This window comes from Pseudomonas sp. Irchel s3h14 (assembly GCF_900187425.1).
GTDB lineage: Bacteria > Pseudomonadota > Gammaproteobacteria > Pseudomonadales > Pseudomonadaceae > Aquipseudomonas.
In genome coordinates this window covers 142314-156154 of the sequence record NZ_FYDJ01000008.1, presented here as the reverse complement: position 1 = coordinate 156154, position 13841 = coordinate 142314, and the positions used below count along the sequence as shown (strand labels likewise).

General features: G+C 61.7%; 7 protein-coding genes. 4 read left to right on the top strand and 3 right to left on the bottom strand.

Features of this window, described 5'->3' with window-relative positions; all coding sequences use genetic code 11:
- Positions 1 to 3 precede the first annotated feature (3 nt).
- Complete coding sequence (gene cra, locus CKW16_RS17655; protein WP_095129489.1) at positions 4 to 999, bottom strand: catabolite repressor/activator; 996 nt, start codon at positions 997 to 999, stop codon at positions 4 to 6.
- A gap of 301 nt (positions 1000 to 1300) precedes the next feature.
- Between cra and ptsP the strand changes: the two genes are divergently transcribed.
- From ptsP to CKW16_RS17635, 4 genes are all read left to right on the top strand, one after another.
- Positions 1301 to 4162, top strand: a complete 2862-nt coding sequence (gene ptsP / locus CKW16_RS17650; RefSeq protein ID WP_095129488.1) for a phosphoenolpyruvate--protein phosphotransferase — start codon at positions 1301 to 1303, stop codon at positions 4160 to 4162.
- Positions 4162 to 5103 carry a 1-phosphofructokinase gene (gene pfkB / locus CKW16_RS17645; RefSeq protein WP_095129487.1) on the top strand — a complete coding sequence of 314 codons (942 nt, stop codon included), beginning with the start codon at positions 4162 to 4164 and terminating at the stop codon, positions 5101 to 5103. The genes ptsP and pfkB overlap by 1 nt, the downstream gene beginning before the upstream one ends.
- An 11-nt stretch (positions 5104 to 5114) precedes the next feature.
- Entirely contained in the window at positions 5115 to 6854 is a 1740-nt protein-coding gene (locus CKW16_RS17640; RefSeq protein ID WP_095129486.1) for a PTS fructose-like transporter subunit IIB, read from the top strand.
- A gap of 165 nt (positions 6855 to 7019) precedes the next feature.
- The gene (locus CKW16_RS17635) at positions 7020 to 8561 is read left to right on the top strand and encodes an alkaline phosphatase (RefSeq protein WP_095129485.1); all 1542 of its coding nucleotides are present in this window, start codon (positions 7020 to 7022) and stop codon (positions 8559 to 8561) included.
- A gap of 136 nt (positions 8562 to 8697) precedes the next feature.
- Here CKW16_RS17635 and CKW16_RS17630 read toward each other — a convergent pair whose 3' ends face one another.
- Together CKW16_RS17630 and CKW16_RS17625 are read right to left on the bottom strand one after the other, a co-directional pair.
- Entirely contained in the window at positions 8698 to 11226 is a 2529-nt protein-coding gene (locus tag CKW16_RS17630; RefSeq protein WP_095129564.1) for a sulfite reductase flavoprotein subunit alpha, read from the bottom strand.
- 232 nt (positions 11227 to 11458) lie between these two features.
- The gene (locus CKW16_RS17625; protein ID WP_095129484.1) at positions 11459 to 13720 is read right to left on the bottom strand and encodes a TonB-dependent siderophore receptor; all 2262 of its coding nucleotides are present in this window, start codon (positions 13718 to 13720) and stop codon (positions 11459 to 11461) included.
- Positions 13721 to 13841: the final 121 nt, after the last annotated feature.

Here is a 13841-nt window from a genome sequence, read left to right as displayed (position 1 = left end):
GGTTCAGTCCTGGCGAATACGCTGCTTGAAGGTCCGCGCGATGGCCTGCACGCCGGGTTGGTAATCCGATTGCTCGATGGCGGCCAGGGCCAGTTCCAGCGCTTTGTCGGCGATAAGCTGATGCTGCTGGGCCATGGCGTTGACCGGCAGCGGCAGGAAATCCAGCAGCTGCGTGTCGCCGAACGTGCCGAGTCGCAGCGGGCGGGTTTTGAGCGGGAAGTCGTGCAAGGCATCGAATACGCCCTGAAGCAGCACGTAGGACGTGGTGACCAGCGCATCCGGCAAATGGCCCAGACGCTGTAGCAGTTCTTCCATCAACTGTTTGCCGCACTCACGGCTGAACGACTCGCCGTGTTCGATCAGCACTTCGCCTTTGAACCCGTCCAATGCATCTTTGAAACCGCCCGCCCGCTCCTGGCTGATGCTCAGTTCGGGGCGTGCGCCGATCAGTGCAATCTGTTTGGGCAGCGGCTCCAGTAGACTGCGGGTCAGTTGCAGGCTGGCCTCGCGGTCATCGCTGATCACCGAACAGAAATGCTCAGGCTCCATAACCCGGTCGATCGCGATGATCGGAATGCCCTTGGCCTGCAATTGGCGATAGCTGTCATCGCCGGCCGGCAGGCAACTGGCAACGATCAACGCATCGCAACGCCGGGCCCGGAACAGTTTGAGCAATTGCCGTTCGCTGTCCGGCGCATCGTCGGAACTGGCGATCAGCAGCTGATAGCCGCGAGCACGGGCGCCTTGTTCCAGCAGTTTGGCGATTCGCGCGTAACTGGGGTTTTCCAGGTCCGGCAGAATGAAACCCAGGGTGCGGGTATGCCGACTGCGCAGCCCGGCAGCCTGGGGATTGGGCGTAAAGCCATGTTGTTCGACGACCGCGCGCACGCGCTCGACGGTGGCACTGCTGATACGTTGTTGTTCTGCCTTGCCATTGATGACGTAGCTGGCGGTGGTAACGGACACACCGGCCAACTGGGCGATATCACTGAGTTTCAACCCGGGTTTTCCTTGTTTTTTCGAGCTTGCCTCGACATTTTCGCCAATCCTACCCGATTAAGGCAGACGACCATCGTCGCGACGCATCCGACAATTGGACTTCAAGGATGAGACATTATCGAGTAACGTGCCAATCATTCTAGATTAAACGTTTCAGCAAGCGTATTTTCTACGTTACAGGCTCCTTTGTCGGTTCTGCCGCGAAACCGCCAAAACTGCCCCTGAAAAGGTGTGCCTAAGAGCCTAAGCTGAATCATTCAAAACAATACCTGGCGTCACAAGACGCCAAAAAGGAGAAAGCATGCTCGAGCTCACCATAGAGCAGATATCCATGGGCCAGTCGGCTGTGGATAAGTCCGCAGCGTTGCATTTGCTGGCCCAGCATCTGGTCACCGATGGCCTGGTCGCCGAGGGTTATCTCGCCGGGTTGCAGGCGCGTGAAGCCCAGGGCTCGACCTTTCTCGGTCAAGGTATTGCCATCCCCCACGGTACGCCGGAAACCCGCGATCTGGTGTTTTCCACCGGCGTGCGGCTGATGCAGTTCCCTGAAGGCGTGGACTGGGGCGACGGTCAGATGGTCTATCTGGCGATTGGTATTGCGGCCAAATCCGACGAACACCTGCGCCTGTTGCAACTGCTGACCCGCGCCCTCGGCGAAACCGACCTGGGTCAGGCCCTGCGCCGCGCCAGTTCCGCCGAAGCTTTGTTGAAGCTGCTGCAAGGCGCACCGCAAGAACTGGCGCTGGATGCACAGATGATCGGCCTCGGTGTGTCCGCCGATGACTTCGAAGAGCTGGTCTGGCGCGGTGCGCGTTTGCTGCGTCAGGCCGACTGCGTGAGCAACGGTTTCTCGGCCGTGTTGCAACAAGTCGACGCGCTGCCGCTGGGCGATGGTCTGTGGTGGTTGCACAGCGAGCAAACGGTCAAGCGGCCGGGCCTGGCGTTCGTCACGCCGGACAAACCCATGCGCTACCTCGGCCAGCCGCTCAGCGGTCTGTTCTGCCTGGCCAGCCTTGGTGAAGCCCATCAGGCCTTGCTCGAACGCCTTTGTGCGTTGCTGATCGAGGGTCGCGGCCACGAATTGGGCCGCGCCACCAGCAGCCGTAAAGTCCTCGAAGTCCTGGGCGGTGAGCTGCCGGCCGATTGGCCCAGCGCTCGCATCGCCCTGGCGAATGCCCACGGCTTGCACGCGCGTCCGGCGAAGATCCTCGCGCAACTGGCGAAAAGTTTTGAAGGTGAAATCCGCGTACGCATCGTCGATGGCCAGGACAGCGCGGTGTCGGTGAAGAGCTTGAGCAAACTGCTCAGCCTCGGCGCCCGTCGCGGTCAGGTGCTGGAATTTGTCGCCGAACCGAGCATCGCCGCCGATGCCTTGCCAGCCTTGCTGGCCGCCATCGAAGAAGGCCTCGGTGAAGAAGTCGAGCCGCTGCCAGCCGTGAGCCAACAGCGCGAAGTGATCGCCGATGTGGCCGAGGTAATCCTCGCGCCAGCCTCCGGCAGCCTGGTTCAGGCCATCGCCGCCGCACCGGGCATCGCCATCGGCCCGGCGCACATTCAAGTGCTGCAAACCATTGAATACCCGCTGCGCGGTGAGTCTGCCGCCATCGAACGCGAGCGTCTCCAGCAGGCGTTGGCGGACGTGCGTCGCGACATCGAAGGTTTGATCGAACGCAGCAAGTCCAAGGCCATTCGCGAGATTTTCATCACCCACCAGGAAATGCTCGACGATCCGGAATTGACCGATGAAGTCGACACCCGTCTCAAGCAGGGCGAAAGCGCCGAAGCGGCGTGGATGGCGGTGATTGAAGCAGCAGCCAAACAACAGGAATCGCTGCAGGACGCCTTGCTCGCCGAGCGCGCCGCCGACTTGCGTGATATCGGCCGTCGAGTGCTGGCGCAAATGAGTGGCGTCGAAACGCCGAGCGAGCCTGAGCAACCGTACATTCTGGTGATGGATGAAGTCGGTCCATCCGATGTCGCCCGCCTTGATCCGGCGCGCGTCGCCGGCATCCTCACCGCCCGTGGCGGTGCTACCGCGCACAGTGCGATTGTCGCCCGAGCCCTCGGGATTCCGGCGCTGGTCGGCGCCGGTCCGGCCGTGTTGCTGCTGGCGCCGGGCACGCCGTTGCTGATTGATGGTCAGCGCGGCCGCCTGCACGTGGACGCCGACGCGGCGACCTTGCAGCGCGCCACCGAAGAACGCGACACCCGCGAGCAACGTCTGAAAGCGGCCGCCGAACAGCGCCATCAACCGGCGCTGACCACCGACGGTCATGCGGTCGAAGTGTTCGCCAACATCGGCGAAAGCGCTGGCGTGACCAGCGCGGTGGAGCAGGGCGCCGAAGGCATTGGCCTGCTGCGCACCGAACTGATTTTCATGGCCCACTCGCAAGCGCCGGACGAGGCGACCCAGGAAGTCGAATACCGTCGCGTCCTCGATGGCCTGGCCGGTCGGCCGCTGGTGGTACGTACGCTCGATGTCGGTGGCGACAAGCCGCTGCCGTATTGGCCGATCGCCAAAGAAGAAAACCCGTTCCTCGGCGTGCGCGGTATTCGCCTGACCCTGCAACGTCCGCACATCATGGAAGCGCAATTGCGCGCGTTGCTGCGTGCGGCGGACAACCGTCCATTGCGGATCATGTTTCCCATGGTCGGCAGCGTCGACGAATGGCGCCAGGCGCGGGACATGACCGAACGTCTGCGTCTGGAAATTCCGGTTGCCGACCTGCAACTGGGGATCATGATTGAAGTGCCGTCGGCTGCATTGCTGGCGCCGGTGCTGGCCAAAGAGGTCGACTTCTTCAGTGTCGGCACCAATGACCTGACCCAATACACCCTGGCCATCGACCGTGGTCATCCGACCTTGTCGGCCCAGGCTGACGGCTTGCACCCGGCGGTGCTGCAACTGATCGACATCACCGTGCGCGCGGCGCATGCCAACGGCAAGTGGGTCGGCGTGTGCGGCGAGTTGGCGGCCGATCCGCTGGCGGTGCCGGTGCTGGTCGGTCTGGGTGTGGATGAGCTCAGTGTCTCAGGTCGCAGCATTGCCGAGGTCAAGGCGCGGGTTCGCGAACTCAGCCTGGCCCAGACCCAAATCCTTGCCCAACAGGCCCTGGCCGTGGGCAGCGCAAATGAAGTGCGCGCATTAGTGGAGGCCCTGTAATGGCCAAGATCCTGACACTGACTCTCAACCCGGCGCTGGACCTCACCGTCCAGTTGCCGCTACTTGTCCCCGGCCAAGTCAACCGTAGCGACGAGATGCACACCCATGCCGCCGGTAAAGGCGTGAACGTGGCACAAGTGCTGGCGGACCTCGGGCATCAGCTCACGGTCAGCGGTTTCCTCGGGGAAGACAACCTTCAAGCGTTCGAAACCCTGTTCGCCAAACGCGGTTTTGTCGACGCATTCATCCGTGTTCCGGGTGAGACGCGCAGCAACATCAAACTGGCGGAAAGCGATGGACGCATCACCGACATCAACGGTCCCGGACCCTTGGTGAGTGAAGCCGCGCAGCAGGCATTGCTTGATCGACTTGATCAGATTGCACCCGGTCATGACGCAGTCGTCGTTGCCGGCAGCCTGCCCCAAGGCATCAGCCCGCAATGGTTGCAGGCGTTGATTGTGCGTTTGAACAATCTCGGTTTGAACGTGGCGCTGGACACCAGCGGTGAAGCCTTGCGGGCGGCGCTCAAGGCTGGCCCGTGGCTGATCAAGCCGAATACCGAAGAGCTGGCCGACGCGCTGGGTTGTGAAGTGGTTTCGGTGGCTGCGCAAGCGCAAGCTGCGAGCCGCTTGCACGCTCAAGGCATCGAGCACGTGGTGATCTCCGACGGCGCCGATGGTGTGAACTGGTTCAGTGTCGGCTCGGCGATGCATGCCACGCCGCCCCAGGTCAGTGTCGTCAGCACCGTGGGCGCAGGTGATTCGTTACTGGCCGGCATGCTCCACGGTCTGCTCAGCGCCGACACGCCTGAACAGACCTTGCGCACCGCCACGGCGATTGCCGCGATGGCGGTCACCCAGATCGGTTTCGGTATTGGCGACGCCACGCAGTTGGCGCGGCTCGAACAGGGTGTGCGCGTGCGCCCCCTGACAGAACAATAAGAGGGTTTGTCATGAAGTTAGCCATTGTTACGGCCTGCCCGAACGGCATGGTCACCAGTGTGCTGTGCGCCCGTTTGCTTGATGCGGCGGCCCAGCGTCAGGGCTGGAGCACCAGTGTCGAAGTCAACGATGCGGCGCACCCGGAACGTCAACTATCGGCGGCCACGATCGAGGCGGCCGAATGGGTGTTGCTGGTGACCAGCGCGCCAGTGGATATGTCGCGATTCGTCGGCAAGCGGGTGTTCCAGAGTACCCCGGCGCAAGCCCTGCAAGATGTTGAAGCGGTGCTGCGTCGCGGTGCTGAAGAGGCTCAGATTTACGTCGCCCCCGACGCCGCGGCCGAGCCTGCCGCCCTCGTAAAAAACGCGCCGCGTCTGGTCGCGATTACCGCGTGCCCGACCGGCGTCGCTCACACCTTCATGGCCGCTGAAGCCCTGCAGCAAGCGGCCAAACGTCTGGGCTACGACCTGCAAGTGGAAACCCAGGGCTCGGTGGGTGCGCGCAACCCGTTGAGTGCAGCAGCCATTGCCGATGCGGACGTAGTGCTGCTGGCCTGCGATATCGAAGTCGCCACCGATCGTTTTGCCGGCAAGAAGATTTACCGTTGCGGCACCGGCATCGCCCTCAAACAAGCCGAGGCGACGCTGAATAAAGCGTTGGCCGAAGGCACGCAGGAAACCGCATCGACCGGCGCCAAAGGCCCGGCCAAGCAAGAGAAAAGTGGCGTCTACAAACACCTGCTGACCGGCGTGTCGTTCATGCTGCCGATGGTGGTGGCGGGCGGTCTGATGATCGCCTTGTCGTTCGTCTTTGGTATCACCGCATTCAAGGAGGAAGGCACCCTCGCGGCGGCGCTGATGCAGATCGGCGGCGAGACCGCGTTCAAGCTGATGGTGCCGCTGCTGGCGGGTTACATCGCCTACTCGATCGCCGACCGTCCGGGCCTGGCGCCGGGGATGATTGGTGGTCTGCTGGCAAGCACCCTGGGCGCCGGTTTTATCGGCGGGATCATTGCCGGCTTCATCGCCGGTTACGCGGCGCAGGCGATCAACCGTTATGCGCGCTTGCCGCAAAGTCTTGAGGCGCTGAAACCGATTCTGATCATCCCGTTGCTGGCGAGTTTGTTCACCGGTCTGGTGATGATCTATGTGGTCGGCAAACCGGTGGCCGGGATGCTCGAAGCCCTCACGCATTTCCTCGACAGCATGGGCACCACCAACGCGATTCTGCTCGGTGTATTGCTGGGCGGGATGATGTGCGTCGACCTTGGCGGGCCGATCAACAAAGCCGCGTATGCGTTCTCGGTAGGGCTGCTGGCGTCGCAAAGTTATGCACCGATGGCCGCGACCATGGCGGCCGGCATGGTGCCGCCGATTGGTTTGGGCATCGCTACGTTTATCGCGCGGCGCAAGTTTGCTCAGACCGAACGCGAGGCCGGTAAAGCGGCATTGGTATTGGGGCTGTGCTTTATCTCCGAAGGCGCGATTCCGTTTGCCGCGAAAGACCCGCTGCGGGTAATCCCGGCGAGCATTGCCGGTGGTGCGCTGACCGGTGCGTTGTCGATGTATTTCGGCTGCAAACTGATGGCGCCGCACGGCGGGTTGTTCGTGCTGGCGATCCCGAATGCGATCAACCATGCGCTGTTGTATCTGCTGGCGATTGTGGCCGGGAGTCTGCTGACGGCGGTGGCGTATGCGGTGCTCAAGCGGCCGGAAGTCGTTGAGTTGGCCATAGAACCCGTCAGCGCCTGACACCAAACCTCTGTAGGAGCCGAGCTTGCTCGCGATGGCGGTGTATCAACCACCATTTCGGTGAATGGTAAACCGCCATCGCGAGCAAGCTCGGCTCCTACAAGGGGCGTGTCACAGCCGTTTCACACGGCCATGTTTTAGTTTTTCCTTTTCAGGGAGAACACCATGAGCGAATTCGACCTCGGCCGCCGTCGTGTCATACAAGCCGTCGGCGCCGGGCTGTTGTTGCCAGGCCTGGCGCCGGCGGTGATTGCTTCGGTCAAGGATCGTCCGCAACTCACCGATGGCGTGCAGTCCGGCGACGTGCTGGGCGACCGGGCGATGATCTGGAGCCGGTGCGATCGCCCTGCGCGAATGGTTGTGGAGTGGGACACCCGCAGCCTGTTCAGCAACCCTCGTCGTTTTGTCTCGCCATTGACCGATTCCAATACCGATTTCACTGCCCGCGTCGAACTCACTGGCCTGCCCGCCGACCAGGCGATTTTCTACCGCGTGCACTTCGAAGACGCCCAGAGCGGCGTCGCCAGCGAGCCCTGGTTCGGCCATCTGCGCAGCGTGCCGCAAACCCGTCGCGACATCCGTTTCGTCTGGAGCGGCGACACCGCCGGCCAGGGCTTCGGCATCAACCCGGACATCGGCGGCATGCGCATCTACGAAGCCATGCGATTGCGCCTGCCAGATTTTTTTATCAACAGCGGCGACACCATCTACGCTGACGGCCCCGTACCTGCGCAGCTCACCACAGAGAGCGGCCGCGTGTGGCGCAACATCACCACTGAAGCCAAGAGCAAAGTGGCCGAAACCCTCGACGATTATCGCGGCAATTACCGCTACAACCTGATGGACGAAAACATCCGCCGCTTCAACGCCGAGGTTCCGCAGATCTGGCAATGGGACGACCATGAAGTGGTGAACAACTGGTCGCCGGGCAAGCCGTTGGATGATCGCTACAAGAGCAAAGATATCCACAGCCTGGTCGGCCGCGCGCGTCAGGCCTGGCTCGAATACGCACCGATGCGATTGCAGAGCGCCGATGGCGGCGGGCGGATTTATCGCAAGCTCGGTTACGGTCCATTGCTCGATGTGTTCGTGCTCGATATGCGCAGCTATCGCGGGGCCAACGACGACAACCTGGGTGCCGCTAAACCGTTCCTTGGCCGTGAACAACTGGACTGGCTCAAACGTGAGTTGAAGGCCTCCAAGGCCCAGTGGAAAGTCATCGCTGCTGATATGCCGATCGGCCTCGGCGTATCGGATGGTGAAGTCAGTCCCGGTGTGATGCGTTGGGAAGCCGTGGCCAATGGCGATCCGGGACCGGCCCAGGGACGTGAACTGGAAATCGCCGAATTGTTGGGTTTTCTGCGGGAGCAACAGGTGCGCAATTTTGTCTGGCTTACGGCGGATGTGCATTACTGCGCCGCGCACCATTACCACCCGGACCGTGCGGCGTTTCAGGATTTCGAACCGTTCTGGGAGTTTGTCGCCGGGCCTTTGAATGCGGGGAGCTTCGGGCCTGACTCGCTGGATAAGACCTTTGGTCCGGAAGTGGTGTTCGAGAAAGCACCACCGGCACAGAACACCTCACCGTTTGCCGGGTTTCAGTTTTTTGGTGAGGTGAATATTGATGGGCAGACGGGGGAGATGAGTGTGGTGTTGCGGGATCTGGATGGGGTGGGGGTGTTTGAGCAGCAGTTACAACCGGTCTGAGATACCTGCACATGATCGTTCCCACGCTCTGCGTGGGAATGCAGCCCGGGACGCTCCGCGTCCCATCCAGAGCCGAACGCGGAGCGTCCGTTGAGGCATTCCCACGCAGAGCGTGGGAACGATCAGGCATGGTGGTTCAGTAGACGTCACGCCGATATCGGCCTTGCTCTATCAAGCGGTCGACCTCTGCAATTCCGAGTATTTCGTTGAGCACGTGATCCACGCCTGAAGCCATCCCTTGCAAGCTGCCGCAGATGTAAATGACCGCACCCTCGGCCAGCCATTTTTTCAGCTCGTCCGCCGACTCGCGCAGTCGATCCTGCACATAAATCTTCTCGGCCTGGTCTCGGGAAAACGCCAGGTCCAGCCGCTCCAGATCCCCCGAAATCAACCATTCTTCCAGCTCATCGCGACACAGATAGTCATGCTCGCGATTGCGTTCGCCGAACAACAACCAATGACGCTGCTGCCCATCGGCGATCCGCGCCTTGAGCAAGCTGCGCAGCCCGGCCAGGCCGGTGCCGTTGCCCAGCAGGATCATCGGTGCCGGTTCGACCGGCAGGTGGAAACCGCTGTTGCGTCGTACGCGCAGGCTGATGGTGCCGCCCACAGGGGCATGCTCGGTCAACCAGCCGGAGCCGACGCCCAGGCTGCCGTCAGGATGCCGTTCCTGACGCACGATCAGTTCGAGTACGCCATCGGCGGCGATCGAGGCGATGGAGTATTCGCGCATTGCCAGGGGCACCAGCGCATCCACCAGCGCCTGGGCATGCAGGCCGACCAGGTGAGCTCTGTTTTCCGGCAGTTGTCGACTGGCGAGGGCTTGCTCCAGCGGTTGCGACAGGCCAGCGAGCGCAACCGTGGCCCGACCGTCAATGCCCAGGCCATCGAGGAAATGTTCGATCGCCCACGGACAATTGCGCGGCAACACTTCCACCAGGTCACCGGCCAGCCAGCTGCTGGTGGTGGGGGCGGTGAGGCCGAGCAGGTAAACGCCCGAACCGCTGCTGTCAGGGTTGAGCAACTCACGGCGGGTCAGGTTCCAGTTGTCATAGCTTGGCGCTTGCCAGGTGTCCACGGGCGCCTGTCCGGTCAGCAGACCCAGTTGCTGCTGCCAGTGACGCAAGGCGTAAGGGTCGCCGCTGTCGACCTCCACCGGGGCGAACAGGGTCTTGCCGCCGCGCTCGCCCAGCCATGTGTGCAAGCGTCGAGCGAAGCCGCAAAAGTGCTGATACTGTCGATCGCCAAGCCCAAGCACGGCGTAGTTCAGGCTTTCCAGGCTCAACGTCCGGGCCAGCACTTTGCGCTCAAACCCCCGGGCGCTGTCCGGTGCTTCACCGTCGCCGAAGGTGCTGACCACGAACAATGCATTGCTGGAATCACGCAAGTCTTGTTCGCTGACGTCCGCCAGCGGCTGAACCTTCACCGGCAGGCCAGCAGCCTGCAATTGCCCGGCGGTCTGCCACGCCAATTGCTCGGCAAAGCCGCTCTGGCTGGCGAAGCCGATCAACCACGCAGGCGCGTCGCTACCCGGTTGTGCGAGGCCTTTGCGGGCATCCTTGATTTGCTTTTTCTTGCGTCGACGATCGAGGTACAACAACCAGCCAGTGACGAAAAACAGCGGCATCGTCAGCGCGCTGATCGTCAGGATGATCCGCCCGACAATGCCGAAATAGCTGCCGACGTGCAGCGCGTAGATGCTGGTCAGCAACTGCGCCTTGAGGCTCTTGTCGCTGTAGCGATCATGCCGCGCGACGATGCCGGTCGCCGGGTCCAGCGTGATCCGGTTCAGCGCGCGGTCGTGAGGTGAGGTGTTCAACAGGTAGAACACGGTGGTCGGCTGCCCGGCCACGGGCGGCATGCGGATGTTGTAGGCACTCAGTGCCGGGCCGGCGGCGCTGTAGATGCTGCTCCACATCGCGGCGTAATCGGCGGTGGGCGCCGGGCCGCTTGGCGCAGGGCCGCGACCGCTGCGGACGCGCTCGTTCTGCGGTGAGTCGGAAAGCAATCGGGTCAGGCCCTTGTTGTACCACTCATAGGACCAGGACAACCCGGTGAGCGCTGCCAGGAGGTAAAACACCAGGCACCAGGTACCGGCGACGGAGTGCAAATCCCAGTTGAAGCTGCGGCCTTTTTTCTTCCAGTCAAGGGTCAGCCAGGCGCGCCAGCTTTTCCATTGACGCGGCCAGCGCAGGTAAAGACCGGACAGGCAGAAGAACACCAGAATCAGCGTACACGCGCCGGTGATCTGCCGACCGCTATCGCCCATGGCGAGGAAGCGGTGCAGTTGCAGCATCAGGCCGAAGAAATCCTGGCCGGTGGCGTCGCCCATGAACTCGGCGGTGTACGGGTCGAAGTAGCGCATCTGCCCACGGCGCTCGCCCGGTGGCGGAGTAAAGATCACGCGTGCGGCGTTACCGCTGTCGGTCTCGACCCAGAGCATCGAGACTTTCTTGCCCGAGGCGCCCTCGATTTTTTCCACCAGTTCGGCGGGAGGCAGGACGCCGGCGACCTGCTTCTCGACCTGCAACACAGAAGGGTTCAGCGCGCGCAGGATTTCATCCTGAAACGATACCGTCGCCCCGGTGATGCCCATCAGGGCCAGGACCAGTCCGGCGCTGATGCCGAAAAACCAGTGCAACTGGAACAGGGTTTTCTTCAACACGTTGCTCGCCTTGTTCGTTCGAAAATAATGATCACGGCGCGCATTATGCCGTGGGTTGTCGAGAAACATTCTTTCTTACGCACAAAAGCCCCGTTCAATTCAATGAACGGGGCCAGGCCTTGATGTCCACCGCAATCCCTGTAGGAGCAAAGCTTGCTCGCGATGACAGCGGCACATTCACCAATGATGTCGGCTGACACACCGTCATCGCGAGCAAGCTGTGCTCCTACAGTCAGAAGTGGAAGTTGGCGCTCAGCAGGGCGGTACGACCCGCCGCCACGTGGGCGTAGTGGTTCTGCAGTATCTGGTCGAAGTAACGCTTGTCGGTCAGGTTCTGTACGTTGAGTTGCAGGTCGACGTTCTTGGTCAGGGCGTAGCTGGCCATGGCGTCGTAGCGCCAGTAGGACGGGATCTCCACCGAGTTGGCGACGTTGCCGAACTGCGAGTCGACGAAGGTGGCGCCGGCGCCGACGGTCAACTTGTCTGGTACCAGGTCGTAGGTCGACCAGAACGTGAAGTTGTTCCGTGGAGTACTTGGCATGTGGTTGCCTTCATCGGCGGCGAGGGTGGTTTTGACCACTTCGCTTTCCATGTAGGTGTAGCCGCCGAAGACCCTCCAGTTACGGGTCAGTTTGCCGGCGTAGCTCAGTTCCAGGCCATTGACCTGCTGTTCGCCGTCCAGCACTTGAGTGGTGCCGCCGTCAGGATCGTTGATCCGCGCGTTGGTTTTCTCGGTACGGAACAGCGCGGCGGTCAGCGACAGATCGTCACCGAAGAAGTCCCACTTGGTACCGATCTCGTAGTTGCGATTCTTTTCCGGGTCCAGGTCACTGTTGTTCGCCGCCAGTTCCAGGCCACCGTTGCCGCTGGTTTCACCGGACGGGTTGCTGGAGGTGGAGTAGGCCGCGTAAATGCTGCCGTTAGGCAACACGTTGTAGACCACGCCGATCTGGTAGTTCACCAGGTCGCTGGTGTTCTGACGGGAGAAACTGCCCGCTGGAGCTGTGCTGCTAGCGTTGGCGAAGCCGCTGGATTCGACCTCGTAGTTGTCATAACGCAAGCCCAGGTTCAGAGACCATTGCTCATTGAACTTCAGCGTGTCGAACACGTAGGCCGCAGCGGTTTTGGTGTCGGTGTCGGTGAACGCGGCGCTGTCGGTGATCGAGCCGTTCCAGTTATCCCCAGGCGTCGGATTCTGCAGGCTGGTGCAGTCGCCGGAGTTGAACAGGGCGCGGTTGCACCGGGTCCCGCTGGCGGTCGAGGTCAGGATGTACGGGCGGTTGTGGGTGTCTTGATAGGAAAACTCAAGGCCGGTGACCAGGCTGTGCTCGATGGCGCCGGTGTTGAACTTGGCACTCAGGTCGGTCTGGTTGATCCAGCCGCTGGACGTCGAGTTACGGCTTTTCGCGCCGCGATACACGCTGCCAAGCGCCGCGTTGCCCTTGCTGTCGTCCGGGTTGGTGACGATGTAATCGAGCGTGGAGCGCGACATGCGGAAGCTGTTCGAGACGGTCAGGTCATCATTCAGATCGTGTTCGATCTTGATGGTGCCGCTGTCATTGGTGGTCTCGCGAAAGTCGCGACCGGTGAGGCCGTAGAAGTTGTCGCGATCGACATTCACAGGTTTATCGACGTTGTACTTGCTGCGGTTGGGGCTCAAGGTCAACGGGATGCCGTAGTCGGGCATGTCGTCGGTTTCGACGTGGTAGTAACCGACGGTCAAGCGGGTATCGGTGCCCAGGCCGAAGGCGAAGGATGGCGCCACGCCCCAGCGGCTGACGTCCACGGTATCACGGCCGGCGACGTTGGCTTCGTGCTTCATCAGGTTCAGACGGAAGGCCGAGGTGTCGGTCATCTGCTGGTTCAGGTCGAGGGTGGTGCGCTTGGTCTGGTCCGAGCCCCAGGTGAAGCCGCCGTTGTAGGCATTGCCGAGCTTGGCGGTCTTGCTCACCAGGTTCAGGCTGCCCCCGGTGGAACCGGCGCCGGTGAAGGCTGAGCCCGGGCCCTTGCTGACTTCGATCGATTCTACGTTGAAGATCTCGCGGCTCTGGGACGCCGGATCGCGCATGCCGTCGACGAACGTGTCGCTTTCGGCGTTGAAGCCGCGAATGATCGGACGATCGCCGGCCGGGTTGCCACCTTCACCGGCACCGAAGGTGATGCCCGGGGTGGTGCGTAGCGCGTCGACCAGACTGGTGGCGCCCGTGTCGCGAATCACTTGTTGCGGAATCACGGTGACGCTTTTCGGCGTCTCACGCAGTGGCGCGGTGTACTTCTTGTTGGCCGAGGTATCGGTCTTGTAGGAGGTCTCATCCTGAGCTTCGCCGTTGATAGCGGTAGCGCCCAGCGAAATCACATTGCTAGGTGCTTTTTCCTCGGTCTGTTCAGCCGCGAAAGCCATATGGCCCGCAGAGCTGGCAGTGATCGCCACGCCAATTGCAGACGCGAGCAAACGCGGTGAACTGACCGGTAATTGTAATTGTTGGCGTGACATGAGAATTCCCCTCCCCAAGGATTTGAGGCCGCGGAATATAGGGTAAACAGGTATTTGTATCAATTGCGAAACGTTACTATTCGCGACAAATTTACATTCTTTACAATTTACCCTTACGGTT

Excerpts from the sequence above, each read along its gene's own strand:
- CKW16_RS17635 (WP_095129485.1), top strand. The coding sequence starts at position 7,020 with ATGAGCGAATTCGACCTCGGCCGCCGTCGTGTCATACAAGCCGTCGGC.
- CKW16_RS17625 (WP_095129484.1), bottom strand. The coding sequence starts at position 13,720 with ATGTCACGCCAACAATTACAATTACCGGTCAGTTCACCGCGTTTGCTC.
- pfkB (WP_095129487.1), top strand. The coding sequence starts at position 4,162 with ATGGCCAAGATCCTGACACTGACTCTCAACCCGGCGCTGGACCTCACC.
- CKW16_RS17640 (WP_095129486.1), top strand. The coding sequence starts at position 5,115 with ATGAAGTTAGCCATTGTTACGGCCTGCCCGAACGGCATGGTCACCAGT.
- ptsP (WP_095129488.1), top strand. The coding sequence starts at position 1,301 with ATGCTCGAGCTCACCATAGAGCAGATATCCATGGGCCAGTCGGCTGTG.